Origin of the sequence: Burkholderia arboris, from assembly GCF_038723655.1 — a bacterium.
In the GTDB taxonomy this organism is placed as follows: Bacteria; Pseudomonadota; Gammaproteobacteria; order Burkholderiales; family Burkholderiaceae; genus Burkholderia; species Burkholderia arboris.
The window spans coordinates 855,445-874,847 of sequence record NZ_CP109823.1; the positions used below are offsets into that span (position 1 = coordinate 855,445).

17 protein-coding genes are annotated in these 19,403 nt (G+C 68.6%); 10 read left to right on the plus strand and 7 right to left on the minus strand.

The annotated features are described in order from the left end of the window. Positions 1-7: 7 nt before the first annotated feature. Positions 8-1,120, plus strand: coding sequence for an alkene reductase (locus OHZ10_RS36440; protein WP_342706115.1), 1,113 nt, complete (start codon positions 8-10; stop codon positions 1,118-1,120). Positions 1,121-1,212: 92 nt separating this feature from the next. Here the strand turns inward: OHZ10_RS36440 and OHZ10_RS36445 are convergent, their stop codons facing one another. The 3 genes from OHZ10_RS36445 to OHZ10_RS36455 form a co-directional block, all read right to left on the minus strand. Further along, positions 1,213-1,887 (minus strand): phosphohydrolase, encoded by a 675-nt coding sequence (locus OHZ10_RS36445; RefSeq protein WP_342706116.1) that lies wholly within the window; start codon positions 1,885-1,887, stop codon positions 1,213-1,215. A 94-nt stretch (positions 1,888-1,981) separates the two neighbouring features. Continuing rightward, entirely contained in the window at positions 1,982-3,886 is a 1,905-nt protein-coding gene (locus tag OHZ10_RS36450; protein WP_342706117.1) for an amidohydrolase, read from the minus strand. 132 nt (positions 3,887-4,018) lie between these two features. After that, positions 4,019-6,919 (minus strand): ATP-binding protein, encoded by a 2,901-nt coding sequence (locus OHZ10_RS36455; protein WP_342706118.1) that lies wholly within the window; start codon positions 6,917-6,919, stop codon positions 4,019-4,021. A gap of 398 nt (positions 6,920-7,317) precedes the next feature. Here OHZ10_RS36455 and OHZ10_RS36460 point away from each other — a divergent pair, with 398 nt between their 5' ends. Together OHZ10_RS36460 and OHZ10_RS36465 are read left to right on the plus strand one after the other, a co-directional pair. Then, positions 7,318-8,238 (plus strand): helix-turn-helix domain-containing protein, encoded by a 921-nt coding sequence (locus tag OHZ10_RS36460; RefSeq protein WP_340626250.1) that lies wholly within the window; start codon positions 7,318-7,320, stop codon positions 8,236-8,238. A gap of 280 nt (positions 8,239-8,518) precedes the next feature. Continuing rightward, positions 8,519-9,424 carry a LysR family transcriptional regulator gene (locus tag OHZ10_RS36465; protein WP_342706119.1) on the plus strand — a complete coding sequence of 302 codons (906 nt, stop codon included), beginning with the start codon at positions 8,519-8,521 and terminating at the stop codon, positions 9,422-9,424. 13 nt (positions 9,425-9,437) lie between these two features. Here the strand turns inward: OHZ10_RS36465 and OHZ10_RS36470 are convergent, their stop codons facing one another. The 4 genes from OHZ10_RS36470 to OHZ10_RS36485 are packed head-to-tail and all read right to left on the minus strand — an operon-like array spanning position 9,438 to position 12,868. Continuing rightward, on the minus strand, positions 9,438-10,889 hold the full coding sequence (locus tag OHZ10_RS36470; RefSeq protein ID WP_342706120.1) for an alginate export family protein: 1,452 nt from the start codon (positions 10,887-10,889) through the stop codon (positions 9,438-9,440). A 14-nt stretch (positions 10,890-10,903) separates the two neighbouring features. Beyond that, positions 10,904-11,857, minus strand: coding sequence for a glyoxalase (locus OHZ10_RS36475; protein WP_342706121.1), 954 nt, complete (start codon positions 11,855-11,857; stop codon positions 10,904-10,906). 55 nt (positions 11,858-11,912) lie between these two features. Further along, entirely contained in the window at positions 11,913-12,650 is a 738-nt protein-coding gene (locus OHZ10_RS36480; RefSeq protein WP_342706122.1) for a YoaK family protein, read from the minus strand. Next, positions 12,632-12,868: a DUF1427 family protein gene (locus tag OHZ10_RS36485; RefSeq protein WP_340626255.1), complete on the minus strand. Its 237-nt coding sequence runs from the start codon at positions 12,866-12,868 to the stop codon at positions 12,632-12,634. The genes OHZ10_RS36480 and OHZ10_RS36485 overlap by 19 nt, the downstream gene beginning before the upstream one ends. Positions 12,869-13,307: 439 nt before the next feature. Here OHZ10_RS36485 and OHZ10_RS36490 point away from each other — a divergent pair, with 439 nt between their 5' ends. The 7 genes from OHZ10_RS36490 to glnQ all read left to right on the plus strand — a co-directional run bounded on the left by OHZ10_RS36490 (position 13,308) and on the right by glnQ (position 19,400). Further along, a complete protein-coding gene (locus OHZ10_RS36490) occupies positions 13,308-14,450 on the plus strand; it encodes an FAD binding domain-containing protein (RefSeq protein WP_342706123.1) in 1,143 nt (380 codons plus the stop codon). A gap of 399 nt (positions 14,451-14,849) precedes the next feature. Continuing rightward, positions 14,850-15,725 (plus strand): AraC family transcriptional regulator, encoded by an 876-nt coding sequence (locus tag OHZ10_RS36495; RefSeq protein WP_342706124.1) that lies wholly within the window; start codon positions 14,850-14,852, stop codon positions 15,723-15,725. Positions 15,726-15,812: 87 nt separating this feature from the next. Further along, the gene (locus tag OHZ10_RS36500) at positions 15,813-16,712 is read left to right on the plus strand and encodes a PhzF family phenazine biosynthesis protein (RefSeq protein ID WP_340626258.1); all 900 of its coding nucleotides are present in this window, start codon (positions 15,813-15,815) and stop codon (positions 16,710-16,712) included. Beyond that, positions 16,709-17,194, plus strand: a complete 486-nt coding sequence (locus OHZ10_RS36505) for a RidA family protein (RefSeq protein WP_340626259.1) — start codon at positions 16,709-16,711, stop codon at positions 17,192-17,194. The genes OHZ10_RS36500 and OHZ10_RS36505 overlap by 4 nt, the downstream gene beginning before the upstream one ends. A 75-nt stretch (positions 17,195-17,269) precedes the next feature. Then, entirely contained in the window at positions 17,270-18,022 is a 753-nt protein-coding gene (locus OHZ10_RS36510; RefSeq protein ID WP_340626260.1) for a transporter substrate-binding domain-containing protein, read from the plus strand. Beyond that, entirely contained in the window at positions 18,019-18,675 is a 657-nt protein-coding gene (locus tag OHZ10_RS36515; protein ID WP_340626261.1) for an ABC transporter permease subunit, read from the plus strand. The genes OHZ10_RS36510 and OHZ10_RS36515 overlap by 4 nt, the downstream gene beginning before the upstream one ends. Continuing rightward, on the plus strand, positions 18,672-19,400 hold the full coding sequence (gene glnQ / locus OHZ10_RS36520; RefSeq protein ID WP_340626262.1) for a glutamine ABC transporter ATP-binding protein GlnQ: 729 nt from the start codon (positions 18,672-18,674) through the stop codon (positions 19,398-19,400). The genes OHZ10_RS36515 and glnQ overlap by 4 nt, the downstream gene beginning before the upstream one ends. Positions 19,401-19,403: the final 3 nt, after the last annotated feature.

Consider the following 19,403-nt stretch of genomic DNA (forward strand, 5'->3'; position numbering starts at 1 on the left):
GTCCACCATGTCTTCCCTGCTCAGTGCCTATGATCTGCGCGGCCTCGCGCTTCCCAACCGTGTCGTGATGGGCCCGATGACGCGTTCGCGCGCGCCGTCGCACGGCCTGCCGACCGAACTGATGGCCGAGTACTACGCGCAACGCGCGTCAGCTGGGCTGATCGTGACCGAAGCGACCAACGTCAGCGCGGCCTCCGCCGCATTCGAACTGACACCGGGGCTCGTCGACGAAGCGCAGGTCGCCGGCTGGCGGCAAGTAACCGGCGCCGTCCATGCGAACGGCGGGCGCATCTTCGCGCAGCTGTGGCACGGCGGGCGGGTCAGCTCGCTGACGCTGCTCGGCGGCGCCGCCCCGCTGTCGCCGTCCGGCGTGAACGACGACCTCGAACAGCTGCAGGTATGGGCGCAGTTGCAGAACGGCTATTACACGAAGATCCACGCGACTCCGTCGCGGGCGATGACGACCGACGAAGTGGTCGCGACCGTCGACGCATTCCGGCGCGCGGCCGCGCGCGCGATGGCCGCGGGCTTCGACGGCGTCGAGATCCATGCGGCCAACGGCTACCTGCCGCACCAGTTCCTGTCGTCGACGCTGAACCGCCGCGACGATCGCTACGGCGGCTCGGTCGCGAACCGCGCGCGCTTTCTCGAGGAAATCGTCGACGCGGTCGGCGGCGTGATGCCGTTGAGCCGCGTCGGCGTGCGCATCTCGCCGTACGCGAAGTACAACAACGTGCGCGATGCCGATCCCGACACGACCTATGCCTACGTCGGCCGGATGCTCGACGAAGCCGGCGTCGCCTATCTGCACGCGGCCGACACCAACGGCTGGAGCGGCGAACCCGACCTGCCGCGCATCGTCGAGCACGCGCGCCGGTCGTTCGGCGGCACGCTGATCGTCAACGGCGGCATTGCGCCGGACACGGCGAACGCGCTGATCGACGCGGGCGACGCCGATCTCGTCGCCTTTGCACGCGCCTATATCGCCAACCCGGATCTCGTGGAGCGCATCACGGCGCACGCACCGCTGGCGCAGCCGAAGTCCGTCGGCTGGTATGGCGGCGACCGCGCGGGTTACGTCGACTATGCGCGGCACGATGCGGTGGCGTCGAACCCGTAAGCACGCACGCAACGTGCGATGCGCGGGCTGCCGGGGCCGTGTCGCGTGCGGCCGGCCGCCCGGCGTTCTGCCGCGCAGCCGGACCGGCACCGTCACGCGTCGTTCCACCGCGCGCCCAGCACACGCCCGCAGAAATTCGGCCGATGAAAATCCGGGTCGGCACGTTCGAGCACGTCTGCGCTCCACGTGCCGAACGTCGACAGCGGCCGATGTTCGACGCCGCGTGCGACCGTGTCGAGAAACGCTTCGCGAAAGCCGCTGCCGCGCGGGTAAGCCGCAAACAGCGCCGCGCGCTCGTCGGCGGTATAGGTGTCGAAGCCGGTCCCCATCAGGTCCGTCGACACGGCCGATGCCAGTGCGCGCGCGAGCGGCGATACACGGGTGGCCACGCCGGGGGTCGTATGCAGCGCGATCGCGCACCACACGTCGTCGCGCATGCGACGCGACCGGCGATGCCGCAGCAGCAGCGCATGCGCGGCATCCGCGCTGTCGAGTTCGTAGCGTTCGGTGGAACGGCAATACGCGGTGCTCAACCCCATGTTCGCGTACATCGCGGCGACGTACAGCGCGTCGGCATCGCATGTATCATCCGCGCGCCGCGCGGCAAGCGACGCGAACACGAACACGCGGGCCGCATGCTCGGCGAGCGCGGCAGGCAACGACGCACGCGCCGCATCGGCCGCCTCGATCGCAAGCGGCGTGCGCGGAATGCGAACGCCGGCGATTTCCTCGCCGGTTGCGAGTGCGGGCCTGTGCGCAACATTCATCCTGTCTCCTTCGTGCCCCGCGCACGGGGGCGGAAAATCGTTCAATGCGATGCGCGGCCCCGATCACCGGGAACCGCGCATCGGCACGCGCCGGCTAGAAAGCGACGCAGCGCCAGCCGAACGCCTCGCAGCGATCGGCGGCGGCGCTCGCGCTCGCGCTCGGATAGCGCGGCCGCGCGAAGCGGCGTCCGTGGCCACGCGCGCGACACGCATCGATGCCGGGTTCCGCGCACGCGTCACCCGCCGTCGATGCGCGCGGATGACCGCGCGCGTCGGTACCGGTCACGTCATCGGTGCCGCCTTCGGCGACCGGCGACCACCCGGGGCTCACGGGCGGCGGCGGTGGCGCAAGCGGCGAGAATTCCGCTTCCGCGTGCACGACCTTGCCGTCGACGACCGTCAGCACCGACGACAGTTGTGGAATGCGCGGTGCGTCGATCGTGAAATAGTCGTCGCTCAGCACCGCGAAATCGGCGTACCGGCCAGGCACGAGCGCGCCCTTGCCGTGCTCGTCGGCGGAGAACCACGCGCTGCCGACCGTATGGCGGCGCAGCGCCTCCATCCGGCCGAGCCGGGTACGCGCCGGATACAGCACGGTGCCACCGACGGATCGCCCCGACACCATCCAGTACAGCGCGACGAACGGGTTGTAGCTCGCCGCCCCGGTCGCACCGGAGCCGATGCCGACCGGCAACCCGGCCGCGAGCATCGCGCGAATCGGCGGCGCACGGGTGGCCGCGGCGGCACCATGGCGCGCGATGAAGGCTTCGCCCTGGAACGCCATGCGCGGTTGCACGATCACGCCGCCGCTCAGCGCCGCGATGCGGGCGATATTGGCGTCCGACATCGTTTCACAGCGATCGAAGCACCAGCGCAATCCGTCGAACGGAATCTCGCGATTCACCGCTTCGAACACGTCGAGGAAGCGGCCGATCGATTCGTCGTAGGTCGCATGCAGCCGAAACGGCCAGCGGTGGCGCACGAGCAGCCGGACGACGGCCGTCAGGTCCGCTTCGACCGACGCGGGCAGCTCGGTGCGCGGTTCGAAGAAATTGCCGAGGTCGACCGCGGCGAACAGCAGCCGCTCCCCCGCGCCGTTCGCGCGCAGGAAAGCGTCGCCGTCGCCGGGCGCCGTCAGTGCAATCCATGCCGCGAAGTCGTCGATTTCGCGGCCGGCTTGCCGCGCGCCGAGCGCGTACGCGATGCGTGTCGTCAATTCCCCGCGTCGCGCGAGCGTCATGACCGCCGCGTAGTCGTCCGGATACGCGAGGCCGTCGCCGCCCGCGTCGATCGCGCTCGTCACGCCGACGCGATTCAGTGCGCGCATGAACTGCCGCATCGAGTTGATCCGGTCGTCGGCGGCCAGCGCCGGCGCGTGTTCGAGCGCGGCGCCCAGCACCGCCGGGTCCGGCCGCGCCAGCAGCAGGCCGGTCGGCCGCCCGTAGCGGTCGCGCCGCAGTTCGCCGCCCGGCGGATCGGGCGTGTCGCGCCCGTAGCCGATCGCGCGCAGCGCGGCCGCGTTCAGCCACGCGCTGTCACCCAGGTGCTGGATGAACACCGGCGTATCGGGCGCGATCGCATTGAGCTCGGCCGCCGTCGGGCCGCGCTTTTCCGCGAACTGCAGCGCAGTCCAGTCGCCCGCCACGCGTACCCACTGCGGCGCCGGCGTGCGCCGGACCTGCCGGCGCAGCAGGTCGAGCGCGTCGGCAAGCGACGGTACGCCGTCCCAGCGCAACTCGAGGTTGAAGGTCTGGCCGCCGCGAATCACCTGCAGGTGCGCGTCGACCAGGCCGGGGATCACGGTGCGGCCGTTCAGGTCGATACGGGTCGTGTCGCCGTGCGCATGACGCAGGATGTCGCGATCATCGCCGGTCGCGACGATGCGCCCGTCCTTCACGGCGAGCGCGCTGACGAACGACCGCCGATCGTCCTGGGTCGCAATCTTGCCGTTGAAGACGACGAGGTCCGCCGAGCGCGCGGGTTCCGTCGCGCTAAGCACCGTCAGGCCTCCCATGCGCCGCGGCCGCGGTCAGCGGGCGCGTCATTGAAGGCGCGACCGCACCCGGATCGCACGCATCGGCACGCACGCCGCCATCGCGCAGCCGCGCGGCTGCACCGGATGTGCGCATCGCTATACCACCTGCTGCGCCGCATCGGCGGCATCGCGTCGCGCGTGTGCCCAACCCGGCGCGGGCGGCGCGTCCTGACGCACGAAATTCTGGACCCGCAGCAAGCGGCGCACGTCGTGCGCGCGTGACCGCGGATCGAAATCCAGCGCGACGCCGGCGACCAGCGTCGACGCCTGCGCGATGCGCCCGCGCTCGATCAGGTGATCGGCGAGATCCAGCGAGCTGCACAGCGCCCACATGGCGGCGCCCTGCGCATTCGCGGTCTGGATCGCCATCTGCAAATGACGATGCCCGTCCGCCTCGCAGGCCACCGCGAGATCCGCGGTGACGTTACGCGCGTGTTCCAGCATGGCGACGCCTCGCACGCGCAGCAGTTCGGGGACGAACAGATGCTCGCCGTGCGCACGGCAGCGCGCAAGTGTCGCGTCGAGCCGGGTGCGCGCCTCCGCCGCGCGGCCGGTGCGCACGAGCCCCTCCGCATACGCGACGATCAGCGGCACGAGCAGGCGCCGGAACCCGCTCGCCTCGACGCGCCGCAGCGCGGGTTCGAGCCGCGCGAGTCCCGCGCCCGGGTGGCCGGCCTGGATGTCGAACTGGCCGGTCAGGCATTCCGCGTGACTGCGCCAGATGTCGAAGCCGTGCGCATCGGCGGTCGCGCGCAGCGTCGCAAGATAGTCGGACGTGATGTCGTGATCGCCGTAGCGCAGCGCGATCGGCACGGCCGCCGCGCCGAGCACGACGCACAACGCGAGCGGCGACCCGCTGCGGCGCGCGCATTCGACCGCTTGCGCGGCGATCCGCATCGCCGGTTCGGGCTCGCCCTGCATCCAGACGAGCCGCGTGAGCATCGTGCGCGTGAGCGTCGCCACGTCGACCCCCAGCGCCGCTTGCGCGCACGACGGTTCGCCCGCGTCGGCAAGGCCGGCCGTCGCGGCCTCCAGCCGCTCGCGCGCCTGCGCATGCTCGCCGAAGTAATGCAGCGACGTCGCGACCATCGCGCTCGCCAGCCGCCGCTGCGACGGGTCGCCGCGTCGCTCGGCCGCGCGCTCGAAGCGGGTCGCGTAGCGCAGCGATTCATGAATGTCCGACTGCGTCAGCATCGTGTTCCACAGCCCGACCAGCGCGCGCGCGTCGAACGCGTCGTCGCCGATGTGCGTCGCGAGGCCGAGCGTGCGGTCCCACATCGCGGCGGCGGCCAGCGTGTCGCCATCGGTGTGCAACACCGCCGATGCGCAGGCCGCCCGCAGCCGCATCTCCAGCGCCGCGTCGACCGGGGCGGCGGCGCTCGTGTCGAGCGCATCGAGCACCTGGCGCGCGCGCGCCGCGCATTCGCGCATCCGTGCCGGCTCCAGCAGCGCGCGCGCCAGCAGGTCAGGCTCGGGCACGCTCTCGACCGTCGCCGCCGGTTCGGTGGCGGCCCCGGCACGCGTGCCCGCCGGTGCCTCGTCCGGCTGCGCCGCGCTTGCGGGCGCCGCCGTGCGCGCCGGCGCATGCTCGCGCTCGTACTGCGCGTGGCGCTCGGCGATGCGTTCGAACTCGCCCTCGTTGTGCAGCTTTTCCAGCGCGTACGCGCGCATCGATTCGGTCAGCCGGTAGCGCGCATACGCACCGTGGAATTCGACGGTCACCAGCGATTTCGCGACCAGTTCGCCCAGCACCGCGATCATGTCCGAGGCCGACGTGCCGGGCTCCGCGGCGACCATGCGCGCGGCGTCGAACGTATACGGCCCGATGAAGCACCCCATCCGGCGAAACAGCGCACGCGCGGCCGGATCGAGCAGCACGTAGCTCCAGTCGAACGTCGCCCGCAGCGTCTGGTGACGCGGCAGCCCCGAGCGCAACCCGCCCGTCAGCAGGTTCAGCCGGTCGTCGAGACGCGAGGCGACGACCGCGAGCCCGAGCGTCGCCACGCGCGCCGCGGCCAGTTCGATCGCGAGCGGCAGCCCGTCAAGGCGCCGGCAGATGTCCGCCATCAGCCGCACGCCGGCTTCGTCGACAGGGCAGTCCGGTGCGGCCGCACGCACGCGCTCCAGGAACAGTGCAACGGCCGAGCAGCGGACGATGTCGTCCACGGTTGCAGCATCGTCCGGCACCGCGAGCGGGCTCATACGCAGTACCGCTTCGGCCGAGATGTGCAGCGGCTCGCGGCTCGTTACCAGGACACGCAGCGAATTCACGGCCGACGTCAGCGTTTCGACGAGGCTCGCGACCAGATCGACGATGTGTTCCGCGTTGTCGAGCACGAGCATGCAGCGCGACGCGGCGAACGCGTCGCCGATGCGCTCGCCGGTGGGTACGCCGTCCATATCGAGCCCGAGTTCGGCCGCGATCGCGCTCAGCATGTCTTCGTGCGTCGATGCGCGTGCCAGCTCGACAAACAGCACGCGCATGCGCGTGCGGCTGCGCGCATCGTGCGCGACGCGCATGGCGAGGCTCGTCTTGCCGATGCCGCCCGCGCCGACGAGCGTCACGACCGGCGTGCGCTCCAGCATGCCGGCGATCTGCGCGATTTCGGCGTCGCGTCCGACGAGCGGCGCCATCAACGACGACGCGGCGGAATCGGGCAACGTGTCGGCCCCGGTCGTGTCGAGCGCTTCGGCCACGGGCACGGGCGACGGGCTCGTGACCAGCAGGTAGCCGCGCCCGGGCACCGTCTTGATCAGATCGCGATTCGCACCGAGTGCCTTGCGCAGCGTCGCCACATGCACCTGAAGCCGGTTTTCCTCGACGATCAGGCCGGGCCAGACCGCATCCATGATGTCGTCTTTCGACACGACCGAACCGCTCGCGCGGTGCAGGACTTCGAGAATGTCGAGCGCGCGCGCACCGATGCGCAGCGACGCGCCGTGACGGCGAATGTCCCGCTGCGCGAAATCCACCGACAAAGTTCCGATCTGGATCATGGCCGCCTCCGGGTACCTCAGGATGACCGCCGGGTGAACGCGGCAGTTCACCCGGCAGCAAGTCCAAGTCCGGCGCGCTGTCGCGCCGGACGGAAAATTTCGAAATCCGGGCCGAGTGTAGACGGACACCCGGCGAAAATCTTGAAGGAAAATGCGCTGCTCATGCATGCCGGTTCGCCTGATCGGTGCGATCACTTGCGTGTAAAAGTAGGTCGCTATATTCTCCCGGGCCGCTCACGCATGCGATTTGCCGTGATACGCGGCAACTGCACGCCAGCACCGAAAGCAATTTGTCAGGGACGCGAGCGGACGTTTGTGCAAATTCATTTTGAACATTCGCGTGCCCATCTAAACTGGACTCGTCATTTCGCGCTCTGAGTCCCTCGCCGGGAAATTCCATGTCAGACTCCGTCAACGCAGCGCCGGTGGCTCCGCCCGCGCCACCGCCGAAAGACACACTCGGCTGCGTGGCGAGCCTGCTGTCGAAGGACATCGAGACGGCGGCCGGCGGCCTGAAGCTCCACCGCAAATGCATGCGCGAAGCGCACGTCGAACACATCGAGATGCCCGCATGCGATCGCGGCTTCCTGGTCGGCGTGTCGCTGAACGGCGGCCACCGCCGCACGCTCTACGGACGCGCAGGCGCGAGCGAGCGACGGTTCCAGCATCACTCGATCTACATCCGCGACTTCTCGCGCCATTTCCATGCCGACCTGTACGGTAATTTCGACTTCGTGCTGGTCGAACTGCCGCACGCCTATCTCGAGCACGTCAGCCGCGAGCACGGCAGCCATCCGGTCGGCGGCCTGACCTGCCGTCCCGACGTGCGCGATCCGGTGCTCGGCCATCTCGCCCACGCCGTGGCGGACAGCCTCGATGCGCCGGGTCCGCTGAATGCGCTGTTCGTCGAGCAGGTGGGGCTGGCAATGGGCACGCATCTCCTGCGCCGCTACGGCCGTGCGCAGGTGCGCGACCTCGAGCGCAAGGGCGTGCTGTCGCCGGCAAAGGTGGCGCTCGCCAAGGAGCTCCTGATGGAAAGGGCTAACCTTGGCGTGTCGATCGAGGAAGTGGCGAATGAGTGCGACCTGTCGCGCGGCTATTTCATCCGCGCGTTCTCGCGAACCACCGGCCGCACGCCGCACCAGTGGTTGCTCGAACAGCGCGTGATGCGTGCACGGGACCTGATCGAGACGTCCGGCATGACGCTCGCCGAGATCGCGGTCGATTGTGGTTTCTCGGACCAGAGCCATCTGAACCGCGTCTTCACGCGGCTCATCGGCCATCCGCCCGGCGCGTGGCGCCGCGCGCGCTCGCGCTGAGCGCCTCCACGCGGCAGGCCCGCTCGGACCGCCGCGGATGCATGCCGCAAAGAGTTCTTCATGTTGTCTCCGTGACTGCTCATGCGCGCCGGCCGGTCATGAATGGCAAGACCCGCGCGACACGCGTTGCCGCGCAGGTTATCGGACCCCGCCGCGAAAATCCTGAGCCACACCTGAATTGTTCTGAAGACCCGGCGCACGGGCGCGGCTGCCAGCCTGCCCGGCGCTAGAATGCGAACCGCATGCAACACGACGTTGCGACACGCACAAGGGCGAGCCCATGGACAAATTCTCCGCGCTGCGCGCATTCGTGGAAGTCGCGGAAGCCGGCGGCTTCTCGAGCGCCGGGCGGCGCCTCGAGCTCGCCGCTTCATCGGTGGTGCGCGCGGTGGACGCGCTCGAGGCCTCGCTCGGCACGGTGCTGTTCAACCGCACGACGCGCCAGGTGACGCTGTCCGATGCGGGCGCCGTCTACTACGCACGCGCGAAGCGCGTGCTCGAGGAACTCGCCGAGGCCGACGCGCTCGTGGCCGATCGCGGCGACGCGCCGTCCGGACCGCTGCGCGTATCGGTCCCGGTCGCATACGGGCTGCGCCGCATCGCCCCTCACGTCGCGGCTTTCCTCGCGCGCCATCCGAAGCTCGATATCGACCTGCAACTCACCGACGAACGGGTCGATCTCGTGACCGGCCGGATCGACGTCGCGATCCGGCTCGGCGACGCGGCCCCGACCGCGGACGTCGTCGCCCGGCCTCTCGGCACGTTCCGGCGCTACGTGGTCGCGAGCCCCGACTACCTGAACATGCGCGGCACGCCCGCGACGCCGGGCGAACTGGTCGATCACGCGTGCCTGCGCTTTCACTTCGGCGTCGACCAGCAGGCGTGGATGTTTGCGGGCCCGCAAGGGACGACGCAGGTCATCGTCGCCGGACGGCTCAAATCGAATCACAGCGAGGTACTGCGCGAAGCCGCACTCGACGGCGCCGGCATCGCACTGCTGCCCGACTGGCTGGTCGACGCGGACCTCGAAGCGGGCCGTCTGCAGCGGCTGTTCGAACCCTACGACGTCACCCCCGGCTCGGCGCGCGCGGTCATCACCGCGCTCTACCTGCCGAACCAGCGCGGCTCGAAGCGCGTGGCCGCGTTCATCGACTTCGTCGAAGCGCTCGCGCGCGGGCAGTCCTGACGCGCGGGCCGCGTCACCAGCCGAACTTCGCCTCCATGCCGACGTAGTCGGCATTGCGAGCGCCGAGCGCGCGGATCGACGAGCCGAGCTGGAAGTGCACGGCCTCGAGCGCCAGCGCGACGTTCGCGTCGACGAGCCAGTCGACGCGCGCCTGCGCGTACATGCCGGTCCACGCACTGCCCTTGCCGGCCGTGCCCGGTACGGCCGCCATCCCCTGCCCGTAAATGGCGTCGGCTGTCGTCTGGCGCCACAGGAAGCCGACGGCGGTGAGCACCGTCACCGAGCTGGTCGGCTTGAACGTCAGCGACGGCTTCACGTGAATCAGGTTGCTGTACCCGGTATAGCCGGCGAGCGTGAAGTAATAGCCGTTCGGAAACATCGGGTTGAACGTGCCGACGCGGCGGTCACCCGGATGCGCGTCACCCGACGCGCCATCGACCTGGATACCGAGACGCGGCGTGCCGGGCGTCTTCGCGAACGTATAGCCGCCCAGCGCGCCGAACGCCCATGCCCCGATCGTGTCCTGCCCGACGTGACCGGTCTGCAGCATCGCCTCGACGTCCCAGTCGAGCCCGTTGGCCTTGCCCGCGTAGCGCATGTCGAACACGTCGCGGCGCTCCGTGCCTGCTGCATCCGGATAGCGCGCGTTGTCGCGCGTATAGCGCGACCAGTACGCGGACAGATCGCCGGGCCCCGTGCCGTTGCGCTCGACGCGCACGCCATCGAATCGCAGGTGCCGGTTCGACACGTCGTCGAACGCCGCGTCGTTGCGATACTGCACCGGACGCGTCACGTAGCCGATCAGCCGCCACTTGCCGATTTCATAATCGGCCCACAGCGCATCGAATGCCTGACGCACGTTCGGGCCGTCACGCACCGACACGAAGCGCTGCAAGTCGAACGCCATCTCCTGCCTGCCGATCCGCGTCTTCAACGTGCCAGCGCCCACCTGGTCGACATACGCGACGAACGCCTGCTCGATGTCGAGCTGATCCTTGTCGACCGCGCCGACCGCGTTCTTGCCGAACGGCCGCGCATCCACGAACTGGACGAACGCCTGCAGATGCCCGCGATAGCGCAGGTCCGCATGCACGTTCGCACGCTGGATCACGTAGTTGTCGTCATGCGCGGCGCCCAGGCCGAACAGCGGCGCGTTGTTCAGCTCGAACCGCTCGCGCAGGTTCGCGCCGAGCGACAGGTAGGTCGACGGGTCATCGCCGAGCGGCACGTATTTCAGCGCGTCGAACGGCTTGCGCGGCACACACGGATTCGCGAGTACCGACCAGTCCTCCTGCCAGCGGTTGAACAGCACGACGGGCCGCTTCGCGGTGCACGTGGATGCACCGGCAGCGGCAGCCGGCGCCGCGGCGGCCGGCGCATCGGCACCGGCCGCCGTGCCCGCATGCAGCACGACGACGCCCGCCAGCACGGCGCACGGCAGCGTGTCACGCCACGATCGCTTCATCGGCCTGCGCACCGCTATTTCGTCCGCGCGTGGATTTCGGCAACGTAGCCGCCCGGAAACTGCACGAGCGCAGCATCACGGCCCTCCGACGCGAACGGCGGCACGAGTACGGTCACGCCCGCGGCTTCGGCCTGCTTCAGCGTCGCGGCGAGATCGGATACTTCGTACCCCGTCATCTCGCGGCCGAACGGGTAAGGCAGGTGGCCATCCGTCGCGAGCACGGTCATCTTGCCGAAGCCCGATTCGATGCGGATGCGGCGGTACGTGTCGTTCGGCCGGCCGATCTCGATACCCGGCGCGTGACGCACGTCCGACACGATCTTGCCGTGCGAGAACGCGACGAAATCGCGCGCGAGCTTGCTTGCGGTTTCCGGCGAGACGTAGACGCGATTCTCCGGCACGGTCTGCAGCGGATCGTAATTCGGCGCCTGCGTGTGCCAGTAGAGCTGCATGTTCACACCACCCGGCCAGCGGATGATCGCATCCCGCCCGATCGGATCGGGGAACGTCGAGACGACCACATCGGCGCCATGCGCGCGCGCCGACTTCACCGCGACGTCCATGTCCGTGACGAGATAGCCGGTGCGTTCCGCGCAGAACGGGTACGGGATCGGCGTCTTGAAGCCGAACACCGAGATCGTGCCGACCGGCGTGAGCACGAGCTGCGACATCGTCTGGCTCGGCGTCGGCGTGACCTGGAACACGCCCTGCTTCGATTTCTTGCCGCCGAACGTCGCGACGAAGCTGTCGGTGAAGCGGTCGAAGTCTTCCGGCGCCACGCAAACGTGCGTCGTGTCGTACTGCGGGCCGACCGCGACGGCCGCGGACCGGGCCGCGGCGGCCGGCCGGGCCATGTCGTCCAGGTGCGTTTCGTCGGCAACCGCCGGCGCAGCCGCCAGCAGCGCGGCGAACACGGTCGACGATGCGGCCGTCAGGCGCAGCATGCTGCGCAGGGTCAGTGAACTCATCGGTTTCTCCTCGAGGGTGGTGCGTGCAGCGTGACGCCGCGCGCGAATTCAATATTCAGCGGGATGCGGGACGCTCGTCGGAGCGGCCGGATCGATAGGTGAGAAACCCCAGCACCGCGAGCGGCAGCGCCAGCGCCCAGAACGCGGCGTACAGATAGGCGGTCGCGCCGGCGCCCGCGCCGAGCGCGAAACCCGCGACCGGCGGCAGCGTGCGCCGCAGCCGTGCGCGTGCGGCCGCCCGTTCGGCGGGCGCAGCGATCGGCACGAGCCAGTCGAACGCGTCTATGACGGCCTGCGTGACATTGCCCGTCATCACGGTGTTCGCGACGACCGAGCGCGCGGTCAGCCGGCCGTGCGCGTTCTGCACGCCCATCGCCGCGGCACCGAGCAGCCCGCACACGATCGTCACGGGCGCATCGGCGCTGGCGATCGGCGACGCCGCCACGCCCGCCAGCATGAAGCCGGCCAGCAGGATCGTCTGTAGCGCGTACAGCGAGCACGCCCGCGCGCCGTGCCCGCGCACGCGCATCCGGTGGTCGAGCATGCGGGCGGCGACGATCCCGGCGATGAACGCGGGAAACGCGAGCCACTTGATCACGAGCCCCTGCCCGACACTTGCGAGGCCCGAGCCGATCAGGATGAAGTTACCGGTGACGTGCGCGGTGAACAGACCGAACAGTGCGACGAAGCCGAGCGTATCGACATAGCCCGCGATCGACGCAAGCAACACGTCCTCGCCCTGCACGCGATCGGGTGCGGACGCGCCGCTTGCCGCTAGTTGACCCGGTTGCATGACGCACTTTCCTTCGTCTGGCCCGACGCACCCGCGTCCTGGACTTGTGCGGCCGGCGGGCGCAACTGCGCCTGCACGAACGGGATCGCGTGCTCGCCGACGACGATGCCCAGCAGGCCCGCCAGGGCGATCAGCGGCGGCGCGGGCGATTGCACGCGCACGAGGTAATACAGCAGGCCGACTGCGATGCCGGCCCCCAGCGAAATCAGATAGGGCATGGTCCGTTCCAGTTGCGGCGCACGAACCGGGCCGGCCGAGCGGCGCCCGGTTCGTGCGGCGATTCGGGATCAAGACTAGGGAACGCCGTCCTGAAAGTCTTGGCGGCGAACTGAAATCTTCTGAATCCGCCGGGCCGGCCGGCGCGCGTTGCTGTTTTTCGATCGATAAGCGCAGAATGGCCGCACTCGGGCGCCGACGTATGACCGAAGCAACGCGCAATGCGGCCTCCCGCGTGCGCGTGACGGCCGACAACGCGTCGTTCGGCACGCCGGCGGTGCTGAAGCGCGCCGCCGGCGCGGCCCGCGAGGTCCGGTCGATTCAGAACGATTCAACCTCGGCGTCCATCGCGTGCCCTATGCTCGACGTGGCATCGGACGGTTTTGCCGCATCCCGCGTCGTCCGGACCGATCGCACGCGTCATCACCGGGAGAACCCATCATGGAAGGCGGATCGTGCCGAAAGGCCGTCATCGTCGGCGGATCCGTCGGCGGCCTGTTCGCCGCGACCGCGCTGCGCGCAAGCGGCTGGCACGTCGCCGTGTTCGAGCAATCGCCGCACGAACTCGACAGCCGCGGCGGTGGCATCGTGCTGCAGCCGCCGATCGAGCGCGCGTTCGCGTTCGGCGGCGTGGCGCTGCCGCGCGACGCGGGGGTCGACTCGATCGACCGGATCTACGTCGACGCGCACGACCGTATCGTGCAGCGCTTCGAGATGCCGCAAACGCAGACCGGATGGAACGTGATCTACACGGCGCTGAAGCGCGCCATGCCTGACGGCATCGTCCACGCGGGCGACGCGTTCGAGCGGTTCGAGCAGGACGGCGAACGCATCACCGCGCATTTCTCGAGCGGCCGCATCGAGACGGCCGACCTGCTGATCGGCGCGGATGGCGGGCGCTCGACGGTGCGCGCGCAGTTGCTGCCGGCCGTGCGGCCGTCGTATGCGGGTTATGTCGCCTGGCGCGGGCTCGTCGACGAAAGTGCGCTGCCCGAGCAGGTGCTGGTTCTGCTGCGCGAACGCTTCACGTTCCAGCAAGGCGGCGCCCATCAGTTCCTCACTTATCTGGTGCCCGGCGCGAACGGCGCGATCGAGCCCGGCAAGCGGCGCGTGAACTGGGTGTGGTACCGGCGTCTCGCGGATGAACGGCTGCCGTCGCTGTTCCTCACCCGCGACGGCACGCAGCGTGACGGGTCGCTGCCACCCGGCGCGATGCGCGACGACCACCGCGCGGAACTCGTGGAAGCCGGCAACCAGTTGCTCGCGCCGACGCTTGCCACGCTCGTCGAGGCGACATCCGCCCCGTTCGCGCAAGCCATCCTGGATCTCTCGGTCCAGCGCATGGCGTTTGGGCGCGCCGTCCTGCTCGGCGACGCCGCGTGCCTCGTTCGCCCGCACACGGCGGCAGGCGTCGCGAAAGCGGCGGACAACGCGGTCGGCCTCGCCGAAGCATTGCACGGTGCCGCACACGGCACCGCGTTCGACGCCGCGCTGGCGGGCTGGGATACCCGTCAGCGGGCCGCCAGCGCGGTGCTGGCCGCGCGCGGGATCGCGCTCGGCGCGCGCCTGATGGGCGCCGCGTAAGCATGCGCCGCCCGCGCGCCACGCGCCGGGCACGACAAATCAGGTGCCGGATTCTGCAGAGGATTCAGCGCTGCCGGCGCGGGTCACGCCCGACGATGGATCCTGCGCGAACGCGACAAACCGGTGTGCCGATGGTGAGGGCGAGCAAGGCGGCTGCAATCCGCTTGCGATTCGTGATGAAACCCCCGGTAACGATTTGAAGGGGACGCATCGTCGATGCGTCGCCGGCCACCCCTCGGATCGCGACAGAAAACCGGATGCCCGGCGTTTTTTTGTGCTGCTATCCTGTCCGGCAGCCCATCTCCGCCGCGCCGATCCCCGCGACTCCACGCCGTGCAAGGCGCTTCAATCGCGAGCCGGTCTCGGCAGACCTTCTACTGAATCGCATGGAGCTTCGCCATGCTACGCACGTTCACCCAGCTCTGTCAGCCGGCCAACAAGGCTCTGCTCGTGGCAGCCGACGACGGCCATGCGCTGCTGACCGGCAGCGGCACCTACGCGATGCCATGGCATTGGCACGACTGCCTGATGTTCATCCTGCCCGGCCACGGCACCGTCGAACTTTGCCACGAAGACCGTCGCGCGGGCACCTGGCTCTCGCAGGATCGCTTCGCAGTCGTCCCGTCAGAGCGGGCGCATCAGACGCGCGCCGGATGCTCGTCACACACACACGTAGCGGTCTATGTCACGGGCGAGGCACTGCACAAGCTGGATACCGGCGTGGGCTCGCTCAACGAATTCCGCCGCCGCACCCGCACGCCGATCCTCGTGCGCAGGACCGCCGCGATTCGCGCGCTGCAGGAGCTTTCGCAGCGCAGCGACATGGGTAACTACGGTAGCGCGGCAACCCGCCAGGCGTTGTCGTCGGCACTGTTGATGCAGTGCATCGGCGAGGTCATCGCCGGAAAAACGGAACTGGGGACCTCACCGCGCGAGCACGGGATGGCGGTGGTTGCCGACATCGAAGCCTTCGTGGTCCAGCACGCCGACCAGGAGATCCCCCTCGACCTGCTGGAAGCGCGTTTCGGCATTTCCCGGCGCCACATCACGCGTCTGTTCCGCGAACGCACCGGACTCTCGATCGGCGAGTTCCAGCAGCACAGGCGTTACGACAATGCTCGCCGCCTGCTTGCCGAGACGGATCTGCCGATCGGCGAAGTGGCGTTTCGCGTCGGCTTTGAAAGCGGCGCGGCCCTCGCACGCGCGATGCGGCGCATTGGCGGCCATTCGCCTTCCGATCTGCGCGCGAAGCTGGCCCGTTCGGTCAAAACGTAGGGCCCGTTCGGACGCGCGACGCGGCGCCGTCCCCCGTAATCTGACCGGACAGAAACACATCCCCCGGTCAGCGGGGCGCACTCCGCCATGTCTTTGCGTCATCCAGTCGAACTCGTCAGCGTGTTTGCCGCCGGTCCCGGCGGTGGCAACCCGGCGCCCATCGTGATTGACGCCGCCGGCATGTCTGATTCGGACATGCAGGCCGTCGCGCAGCGCTACTGTCACGAAAGCGGCTTCGTCCTGCCCGCCCCGTCCGGCTCCCATTGCGACTACGAATTCCGCTTCTGGGTCCCGAACCACGAGATGTCGATGTGCGGCCACGCCACCGTTGGCGCAGTCTGGCTACTCCATCAGAACGGACAGCTTCGCCGCGACCGGCTGACCGTCAAGACGCTCAGCGGCCCGGTCTCGGTGCGCATCAACGGACTCACGAACCAGGGCGCTGCCGTCGAAATCTCCCAGCCTGTAGGCCGTGTCGAACCGCTGCCGCAGCCGCAACGCAACCAGGACGAAATCCTCGATGTACTCGGCATCAGCCGTGCCCAGCTCGCGCCCCTGCCGATCCAGAACGCCTGTACCAGCCGGGTCAAGACGCTGATTCCGCTCGGCAGCCCCGCCGTTCTCGACGCCCTCCAGCCGCGTTTCGACAAGATCGAGGCCCTGTGCGCACGCATCGGTTCGACCGGGCTCTACCCGTACGCAACCTTCGATGCCGGTAGGCAGATCTTCGATGCCCGACAGTTCCCGCGCGCTTCGGGCTATCCCGAGGATGCGGCGACCGGCATCGCGGCCTCCGCGCTGTCCTTCGGACTGCTCGCCAATGGCATGGTGGAAGCGTCCACGCGGACCATCACGGTGCGGCAGGGACGCGCGATGAAGCGCCCGTCGCAAATCTCGGTGCGATTCGGCGTCGAGTCCGGCCGTGTGGACGGCTGCTGGCTCGGCGGCGACGTTTGCTTCGAAACGCACATCGGGGCGGCGTCATGACGATCCGTATCGCGGACCGGGTCGCGCAACTCGGCATGACCATGCCACCCGCGCCGTCGCCGCGAGGCGCCTACGTAAGCGTGGTGATCCATCACGACATCGCTTACGTCAGCGGCCAGGTCAGCCGCGTCGGCGAACAGGTCATCGCCGGCCCCGTCGATCACGCCACGCCGCCCGACGTCATCACGCACGCGGCGCGGACCTGTGTGCTGCGCGCGTTGAGCGCGCTCGCGGCGGCGCTGCCGCCCACGACGACGGTTGAACGCATCCTTTTCTTGCGAGGTTTCGTCAACGCAGTACCCGGCTTCGTGAACCACGGCCAGGTGATGGACGAAGCTTCATGCCTGCTGCACGAGATCTTCGGCGACAAGGGCATGCATGCGCGATCCGCGATCGGCGTCGCCGGCCTGCCGGGCGGCGGCCTCCTCGAAATCGAACTCACTGTCTCACTCACGCGCGGGTCCGCTTCTCGCGCAGCGTAGCGCAACGCCATAACAAGACATCGGATTGCCCCGAAAGCGGCATTTCCGTCGCGATCACTCAACGTGGAGGAAACCATGAATCGACGTCAATTGCTGCAACTGGGCCTCGCCGCCGGGCCCGCTATCGTGTTGTCCCGTACCGTGCGGGCGGCCGATGCCGAACTGGTGGTCGGGTCCAACGTGGGCGCGCCGCCGTTCGCGTTCAAGCAAGGCGACACGTATTCCGGATTCGACGTCGAGGTCTGGCGCGAAGTGGCGAAGGGATTGAACCGCAAGTGGCGCTTGCAACCGATGGAATTCGGCGCGCTGATCCCGGCGCTTCAGACCCACAACCTCGACGTGATCGTCTCGCAATTGTTCATCAAGCCGGAGCGGCAGCAGGTGATCGATTTTTCCACGCCGTACTACAAGAGCGGCCTGATCGCGTTGACGCGCATCGACAACACCAGCATCCGGACGCCGGCCGATTTTGCCGGCAAGCGCATCGGCACCGAGACGGGCACGGTGGCGGTCAACTACATCAAGGAGCACATCAAGGACGCCACGCTGGACCAGTTGCCCAGCATCAACAACGCCCTGCTCGCGCTGGAAGCGGGCCGTACCGACGTCGTCGTCTACGACAAGCCGCAACTGCTCTACTACGCGAACACAGCAGGAAAGAACAAGGTCAGGGTGATCCTGCCGGCGCTGGAAGGCCTCGACGTCGGCATGGGCTTCCAGAAAGGCAGCCCGCTCGTCGCAGCGGCCAACGTGCAACTCGCTGCGATGAGGGCCGACGGCAGGCTCGCGGCACTGAACCGGAAATGGTTCGGCGAGGCGTTGTCATGAGCTTCGACTGGACGGCTCTCGTTGCGGCATTGCCGGATCTGCTGCAAGGCCTGCGGCTGACCCTGCTGATCGCGCTGAGCGGGCTGGCGGGTGGCGTCGCGCTCGGGATCCTCACGGGTGTGACGCTGACCTACGGCAGCCGGGCCGCGGTGTTCCCGGCCCAGATGTACGTTGCCCTGATTCGCGGCACGCCGATCGTGGTTCAGGTGATGTTCGTCTACTTCGCTCTGCCGATCATGATGAACATGCGCATCAGTGCGACCAGCGCCGCCATCATCACGTTGATCGTCAATGCCGGCGCCTATAACGCGGAGATCATCCGTGGTGCGCTCGACGGCGTGCCGGGCGGGCTGCGCGAGGCCGGCATGGCGATGGGGCTGCCGTTTCACAGAACGCTGGCGCATGTCATTGCCCCCCTCGCGTTTCGACGCGCACTGCCGGCCATGGGGAACCAGTTCGTCAACCTGGTCAAGGACACCTCGATCTTTCTCGTCATCGGCGTGGGCGAACTGACGCGCAGAGGACAGGAAATCATGGCCGAAAATTTTCGGGCGGTGGAGATCTGGACCGCGGTTGCGATCATCTACCTGCTCGTCATCAGTCTGCTCGCACTGGGTCTGCGAGTGCTCGAACGGAGAGTGCGTCTGCCATGAGCATGATCGAATTTCAGCAAGCCTCGAAGCGTTACGGTCAGCACGTCGTGCTGCATCCGCTGGATCTCACGATCGAACGAGGCGAGGTCGCCGTCATCGTCGGCCCGTCGGGCTCCGGCAAATCGACGCTGCTTCGTTGCATCAACGGGCTCGAGACCATCAGCTCGGGCGATCTGCGCGTCGACGACATCAGCGTACTCGGCTCGGCCCGCGACGTCAGGCGCATCAGGCTCGAAGCCGGCATGGTGTTCCAGCAGTTCAATCTGTTTCCGAATCTGACCGCGATACAGAATGTCATGTTCGGACCGATTCGCGCGCGCGGCCAGACCAAAGCCGAAGCGCGTGACATCGCCGGCGCGCTTTTGCAGAAGGTTGGGCTGTCCGAACGCATGCATCACTATCCGTCGCAGCTGTCCGGCGGGCAGCAGCAACGCGTGGCAATCGCGCGAGCACTCGCCGTCCAGCCCAAGCTGATGCTCTTCGACGAACCGACTTCGGCACTCGATCCCGAATTGCGCCACGAGGTTCTCAAGGTCATGCAGACGCTCGCTTGCGATGGCATGACGATGGTCGTCGTGACTCACGAAATGGGCTTTGCACAGCGCGTGGGTTCACGCCTGCTCTTCATGGAAGCCGGCCGTGTCGTGCACGACGGCAAGCCCGTCGAGATGCTGTCCGCCCCGCCCGGGGAGCGCTTCTGCGAGTTCCTTCAGCACGTTCATTGATGG

Coding starts and splice junctions, on each gene's coding strand:
- OHZ10_RS36485 (WP_340626255.1), bottom strand. CDS start 12,868: ATGCCCTATCTGATTTCGCTGGGGGCCGGCATCGCAGTCGGCCTGCTG.
- OHZ10_RS36470 (WP_342706120.1), bottom strand. CDS start 10,889: ATGAAGCGATCGTGGCGTGACACGCTGCCGTGCGCCGTGCTGGCGGGC.
- OHZ10_RS36480 (WP_342706122.1), bottom strand. CDS start 12,650: ATGCAACCGGGTCAACTAGCGGCAAGCGGCGCGTCCGCACCCGATCGC.
- OHZ10_RS36465 (WP_342706119.1), top strand. CDS start 8,519: ATGGACAAATTCTCCGCGCTGCGCGCATTCGTGGAAGTCGCGGAAGCC.
- OHZ10_RS36505 (WP_340626259.1), top strand. CDS start 16,709: ATGACGATCCGTATCGCGGACCGGGTCGCGCAACTCGGCATGACCATG.
- glnQ (WP_340626262.1), top strand. CDS start 18,672: ATGAGCATGATCGAATTTCAGCAAGCCTCGAAGCGTTACGGTCAGCAC.
- OHZ10_RS36475 (WP_342706121.1), bottom strand. CDS start 11,857: ATGAGTTCACTGACCCTGCGCAGCATGCTGCGCCTGACGGCCGCATCG.
- OHZ10_RS36515 (WP_340626261.1), top strand. CDS start 18,019: ATGAGCTTCGACTGGACGGCTCTCGTTGCGGCATTGCCGGATCTGCTG.
- OHZ10_RS36440 (WP_342706115.1), top strand. CDS start 8: ATGTCTTCCCTGCTCAGTGCCTATGATCTGCGCGGCCTCGCGCTTCCC.
- OHZ10_RS36510 (WP_340626260.1), top strand. CDS start 17,270: ATGAATCGACGTCAATTGCTGCAACTGGGCCTCGCCGCCGGGCCCGCT.
- OHZ10_RS36460 (WP_340626250.1), top strand. CDS start 7,318: ATGTCAGACTCCGTCAACGCAGCGCCGGTGGCTCCGCCCGCGCCACCG.
- OHZ10_RS36490 (WP_342706123.1), top strand. CDS start 13,308: ATGGAAGGCGGATCGTGCCGAAAGGCCGTCATCGTCGGCGGATCCGTC.
- OHZ10_RS36500 (WP_340626258.1), top strand. CDS start 15,813: ATGTCTTTGCGTCATCCAGTCGAACTCGTCAGCGTGTTTGCCGCCGGT.
- OHZ10_RS36455 (WP_342706118.1), bottom strand. CDS start 6,919: ATGATCCAGATCGGAACTTTGTCGGTGGATTTCGCGCAGCGGGACATT.
- OHZ10_RS36495 (WP_342706124.1), top strand. CDS start 14,850: ATGCTACGCACGTTCACCCAGCTCTGTCAGCCGGCCAACAAGGCTCTG.
- OHZ10_RS36445 (WP_342706116.1), bottom strand. CDS start 1,887: ATGAATGTTGCGCACAGGCCCGCACTCGCAACCGGCGAGGAAATCGCC.